Here is a 4,813-nt window from a genome sequence, read left to right as displayed (position 1 = left end):
GGTCCGGTGTGCGGCTGACCGTGCGGCCCAGCGCGGCCGCGGCCCGGGCGAAGACCACGGCGTCGTGCACGGCCGCCCCGCCGGGGTCGTTGTTGAAGTAGGCGTACACATCGGCCCCGTCCGGCCAGGTGTCGGCGACGCGCCGGGCCCAGGTGACCAGCGCCCGCCGCCCGTAGCGCGGCCACGGGCTCGCCCGGCCCGCGTGGAAGCGGACGTAGCCCCAGTCGGCCGTGCGCCACAGCGGCGTCACGGGGCGGGAGCCGTTGTCGGCCCAGCACAGGGCGGCCCGGCGCCGCTCCAGGACGGCCCGGACCTCGTCCGACCACCACGAGGGATGCCGGGGCTCGACGGCCACCCGCGTACCGGCGGGGAAGGGGGCCAGCGCCGCGTCGAGCAGTCCGGGGTCCGCGCGGAGCGTGGGCGGCAGCTGGAGCAGGACGGGGCCCAGCCGCTCCCCCAGCCCGGCGGCGTGCCGCATGAGCCGGGCCACCGGCTCCTCGGGGTCGCGCAGCCGTTTGATGTGGGTGAGGTAGCGGCTGGCCTTGACGGCCATCAGGAATCCGCCGGGGGTGCGGGCGCGCCAGTCGGCGAAGGTCTCGGGCGTGGGCAGCCGGTAGAAGGCGTTGTTGTTCTCGACCGTGGCGAAAGCGCGGGCGTACTCCTCCAGCCACAGCCGCTGCGGCAGATCGGCCGGGTAGAGCACGCCGCGCCAGTCCTTGTACTGCCATCCCGAGGTTCCGACGAGCAGGGGCACGCTCCATCCCTCCCACCGTCGCACGCCGTCCTCACCCCGGACGGGGAACTCCGTAAGATCGCACGACTCCGGCCGGCCTCGCCGGTCGGTGAGACTGGGATCATGCGGGACTGCGTCTTCTGTGCGATCGCGGCGGGCGAGCTGGCCGCCCACCGGGTGTTCGAGGACGGGACGGCCGTGGCGTTCCTGGACGCGCGGCCGCTCTTCCCCGGCCATGTGCTGGTCGTGCCCCGGCGGCACGCCGAGACCCTCACCGACCTGCCGGGCGAGGAGCTGGGGCCGTTCTTCGGCCGGGTCCAGCGCGTCACCGGGGCGGTGGAGCGCGCCATGGGGGCGGCGGGCTCGTTCGTGGCCGCCAACAACCGGGTGAGCCAGTCGGTGCCGCATTTCCATGTGCACGTGGTGCCGCGCAACCGCAAGGACGGGCTGCGCGGCTTCTTCTGGCCGCGCACGCGCTACGCCTCGGAGGAGGACGCGGAGGCGGTCGCGGCCCGCGTGCGGGCGGCCCTGGACGGCGGCTGACACGGGCCGGCGGTGCGCGCCGGTACCCACTGTGCGCACTATGGAAGGGAAGGCTCGTCGTCTTCCGGAACCGCGCCCGGGCCGGAGGTGGATCATGCGATTCGACGACCGGGTGGACGCCGGCCGCAGGCTGGCGGAACGCCTGGAGCACCTGCGTGACGAACGCCCCGTCGTGCTGGGTCTGCCGCGCGGCGGCGTGCCCGTGGCGTTCGAGGTCGCCCGGGCACTGGGCGCCCCGCTGGACGTGCTGATCGTGCGCAAGCTGGGCGTGCCCTTCCACCGGGAGCTGGGCTTCGGCGCCATCGGCGAGGGCGGGGTACGGGTCGTGCGTGACGACATCGTCCGCATGAGCCGGGTCGACCAGGACGATCTCGACGAGGTGGAGCGGAGCGAGGAGGCCGAGCTCGCCCGGCAGGCGCGGGCCTTCCGCGGCGGCCGGGAGCGGATCCCCGTGGCGGGCCGGACGGCGATCGTGGTCGACGACGGCGTGGCGACGGGCTCGACGGCCGCGGCGGCCTGCCAGGCGGTGCGGGCCCAGGGCGCGGACCGGGTGGTGCTGGCCGTCCCGGTGGCGGCGCCGGACGCCGCGCTGACGCTGGGCGGCCAGGTCGACGAGCTGGTCTGCCTGTCGACGCCGCCGCTGTTCTCGGCGGTCGGCGAGTGGTACCGGGACTTCTCCCAGACCTCGGACGAGGAGGTCGTGGAGCTGCTGCGACGCGCCCCCGAGGACGCTGTCCCGCCCGGCCCCGGTGCGGACGACCCGCCGCTCGCGGACGGTCCGGTGGAACTGCCGGTCGACGGCGGGGCCGTCGCGCTCCCCGGCGACCTGGTCATGCCGGACGGTGCCCCCGGGCTGGTGGTCTTCGCGCACGGCAGCGGCAGCAGCCGGCTGAGCCCGCGCAACCGGGCGGTGGCCGAAGCGCTCAACGAGGCCGGGCTGGCCACGCTGCTGTTCGACCTGCTCACCCCCGGGGAGGAGGCCGACCGGGAGAACGTCTTCCGCATCGAGCCGCTGGCCCGCCGGCTGGCGGAGGTGACGCGGCTGCTGGCCGAACGGTCGGTGCCGGTGTGCTACTTCGGGGCCAGCACGGGGGCCGCGGCGGCGCTGTGGGCGGCGGCCGATCTGGCCGAGGGCGGTGACGCGGAGGTCGCGGCGGTGGTGTCGCGGGGCGGCCGGCCCGATCTGGCCGGTCCCCGGCTGAAGGCCGTCCGGGCGCCGACCCTGCTGATCGTCGGCAGCCGGGACGAGACGGTCCTGGACCTCAACCGGCAGGCGGCCACCAGGCTGCGCTGCGAGAACCGGATGGCGGTGGTGCCGGGCGCCACGCACCTGTTCGAGGAGCCGGGGGCGCTGGACATGGTGGCGGACCTGGCGTGCGACTGGTTCACCGAGCATCTCCAGCCCTCGGCACCGGCCGCCTCGGCCTAGCGCCCGTCCGGTCATCCGACCCCCCTCGGCGACAGCGCCAGCCCGCCGGCCGGGCGGGGCGTGCCGGCCGCGACGTGCGCGAAGGCGCGGACCGCCGGGGTCTCGGCGGCCGTCGGCCAGACCGGGACGACGACCATCGGCGGCATGTCGACGACGGGCACGACCGCCAGGCCCGGGAAAGGGATGTGGTCGAGCAGGGAGACCACCCCCAGGTGCAGGCCGCGGCCGCGGGCGACGAGGGTGAGCACGTCGTCGGCGAGGACCTGGCTCCTGCCGGTCATCTGCGTCAGACCGTCGGGGGTGTGCCGCAGCCGGCGTCCGGACGGGGTGTAGCGGGGTGTCCACAGGTCCCGTTCCCCCGGCCCTGCGGTTTCGGGAGGGCCGATCAGCTCGTAGTCGACGAGGTCGTCGAGGGTCACCGCCGGGCGGTGGTGCAGGGGGTGCCCGGCGGGTACGACCACGCCGCGGGATTCGGCGGCGATCGTCGGTCCGACGGTCATGTCCGCGTCCCGTACGGCCTGTCCGTCGCCGCCCGGCGACCAGACGAGGGCCATGTCGACCTCCCCTTCCCGCAGGAGCGGGCCGGGGTTGGGGCCGCCGCGGCAGACGAGGGCGTTGAGCACGACGTCGCAGTGCGGGTGCCGGGCCGCGAAGTCGGTGGCTATCCGGCTGAGGAAGGCGCCGCCGACGCTGGGCAGGTAGCCGATGCGCAGCCGCCCCGCCATGCCGCGGGCCACGGCCCGGCATTCGCGCAGGGTCCGCACGAGTTCGTCGTGGCCGCGCCGGGCCCCGGCGTGGAAGCGCTCGCCGAGTGCGGTGAGCCTGACCCGCCGGCTGGTCCGCTCGAAGAGCTGCGCGCCCACCTCGGTCTCCAGGGCGCGGATGGTCTGGCTCACCCGCCCCTGGGTGACGCACAGCCGGCTCGCCGCGCGTCCGAAGTGCAGTTCCTCGGACAGCACCAGAAAGGTTTCGATCGCACGTAGATCCACCCCGCCCTCCGGCTCCGGTCACGGACCCTTCGCGTCCCTCACCCCACTCTCCCCCACCCGCACTGGGGAACAATCCCCATTCAGGGGGGAAAGCACGGTTCGGTGCGAAGAAGACGAATGCCCGGAAGGACGGTTCGCGAGCCGTGGCCCGGGAGGGGGCGACGGCCCGTTCGCCGCGGCGCCGGGAGGCCTCAGGCGTTCGGCGGGGCGCCCACCGTCTCGTCGTGGAGCTGAACGTACAGCTCCTTGCCGAGATCGATGAAGATCTCCAGGTCCCGGTACGCCTCCTCGGCGGTGCCGTACAGCTCGACGGCCTTCGCCGTCGTCTCGAACATCATGTCGTCGTGGCCGTGCGACGCGTCGAGGTCCAGGTGGGCCTGGGCGCCGCGGGTGCACCGGGTGCCGAAGGCCCGGGCGGCGGCATCGGTGATGGCCTGCATGTAGCGGTCGGACCACCACTCCAGGTACCAGTCCCACAGCGCGACGGGGGCGGGGCCGCGCTCGTCGGTCGCGAGCCGCAGATAGCCCATGGTCTTGGCGGTGGCGGGGAACACCTTGGTGGCGTTGATCTCCTCCAGGCCCACGCCCAGCTGGGCCAGGTCGGCGACGAACATGCCCTCGTGGCCGATCTCGTCGGCGAGATAGCGGGCGAGCCTGCCCGCGAGGCGGTAGTCGCCGTGGCTGGCCTTGTACAGGGCGTAGGCGTCGGCCACGTTGTTCAGCCGGATCTGGAGGACCACTTCCTTCAGGTAGCGGATGTAGTAGCGGCGGTCGGTCCAGGTGCCCTCGTGGAATTCCCGTACCTTCGGTACGCCCTCGAACTGCTTCTCCGTCAGTTCCCGGGCGAGCTTCTCCAGGTGCTCGCGGTCCAGCCTCGCGGTCATCTCTCCCCTTTCCGGCGGGTGTGCGGTACATGGGTGCGGTGCGCGGACGCGGACGCGGTCAGGTCCGGGCGGTGCGCAGTGCGACGAGGGTGACGGGGCCGGCGGGGTGGATGCCGGTCGTCTCCAGGGCGGCGGACGCGGCGAGCCGGCAGATCTCGTCGGTGCCGCGTTCCCGGGCGCCGAAGTAGGCGAGCATCCGCAGGTCCTCCTCGGTGCCGGGCGTGCCGCCGGCCGG

General features: G+C 74.4%; 5 protein-coding genes. 2 read left to right on the top strand and 3 right to left on the bottom strand.

All coding sequences use genetic code 11. The annotated features are described in order from the left end of the window. Positions 1-754 (bottom strand): DUF72 domain-containing protein (locus AB0K09_RS29815; RefSeq protein WP_366068527.1); only part of this gene is annotated, 754 nt, incomplete at its 3' end. Positions 755-856: 102 nt separating this feature from the next. On the opposite strand from AB0K09_RS29815, the gene AB0K09_RS29810 reads away from it, so the two are divergent. Both AB0K09_RS29810 and AB0K09_RS29805 read left to right on the top strand, forming a co-directional pair. Continuing rightward, on the top strand, positions 857-1,276 hold the full coding sequence (locus AB0K09_RS29810; protein WP_366068526.1) for an HIT domain-containing protein: 420 nt from the start codon (positions 857-859) through the stop codon (positions 1,274-1,276). A gap of 94 nt (positions 1,277-1,370) precedes the next feature. After that, on the top strand, positions 1,371-2,705 hold the full coding sequence (locus tag AB0K09_RS29805; RefSeq protein ID WP_366068525.1) for an alpha/beta family hydrolase: 1,335 nt from the start codon (positions 1,371-1,373) through the stop codon (positions 2,703-2,705). Positions 2,706-2,716: 11 nt separating this feature from the next. Here AB0K09_RS29805 and AB0K09_RS29800 read toward each other — a convergent pair whose 3' ends face one another. Further along, positions 2,717-3,694 (bottom strand): LysR family transcriptional regulator, encoded by a 978-nt coding sequence (locus tag AB0K09_RS29800; RefSeq protein ID WP_366068524.1) that lies wholly within the window; start codon positions 3,692-3,694, stop codon positions 2,717-2,719. Positions 3,695-3,885: 191 nt separating this feature from the next. Continuing rightward, a complete protein-coding gene (locus tag AB0K09_RS29795; protein ID WP_366068523.1) occupies positions 3,886-4,578 on the bottom strand; it encodes an iron-containing redox enzyme family protein in 693 nt (230 codons plus the stop codon). Positions 4,579-4,813 lie beyond the last annotated feature (235 nt).

It is taken from the genome of Streptomyces sp. NPDC049577 (assembly GCF_040675635.1).
GTDB lineage: Bacteria > Actinomycetota > Actinomycetes > Streptomycetales > Streptomycetaceae > Streptomyces.
The sequence above is the reverse complement of the archived record's forward strand: the minus strand, read 5'-3'. Positions and strand labels throughout refer to the sequence as shown.

Excerpts from the sequence above, each read along its gene's own strand:
- AB0K09_RS29810 (WP_366068526.1), top strand. The coding sequence starts at position 857 with ATGCGGGACTGCGTCTTCTGTGCGATCGCGGCGGGCGAGCTGGCCGCC.
- AB0K09_RS29805 (WP_366068525.1), top strand. The coding sequence starts at position 1,371 with ATGCGATTCGACGACCGGGTGGACGCCGGCCGCAGGCTGGCGGAACGC.
- AB0K09_RS29795 (WP_366068523.1), bottom strand. The coding sequence starts at position 4,578 with ATGACCGCGAGGCTGGACCGCGAGCACCTGGAGAAGCTCGCCCGGGAA.